This is a genomic window from Pseudoalteromonas sp. 19-MNA-CIBAN-0066, assembly GCF_040308705.1.
Classification (GTDB): Bacteria; Pseudomonadota; Gammaproteobacteria; order Enterobacterales; family Alteromonadaceae; genus Pseudoalteromonas; species Pseudoalteromonas nigrifaciens.
The window spans coordinates 1-206 of the sequence record NZ_JBEONZ010000479.1 but is presented as its reverse complement, the minus strand read 5'-3'; the positions used below and the strand labels follow the sequence as shown (position 1 = coordinate 206).

Annotated in this window: 1 pseudogene; it reads right to left on the bottom strand. The window is 40.3% G+C overall.

The annotated features are described in order from the left end of the window. A pseudogene (locus AAEZ18_RS19900) lies at window positions 1-206 on the bottom strand (RNA-guided endonuclease InsQ/TnpB family protein); the annotation flags it as partial.

The window sequence follows — 206 nt, the reverse complement described above, 5'->3', positions numbered from 1 at the left end:
TTCTTTTTATATGAGATCTTGTGCTTTGGAAAGCGTTGCAAGCGACCTTTAGTAAAAGCATTCTTGAGCGCTAATTCTAGGTCGCGGGCAACTTGTTGAGCTGCCGCAGAATCGAATGCTTTGATCCAATTAAACTCTTCGAACGTCTTGATATCTTTAAGTAGTGAGGCCATGTCTTTGTAAAACAAAAACGTTTTATCGTGCTC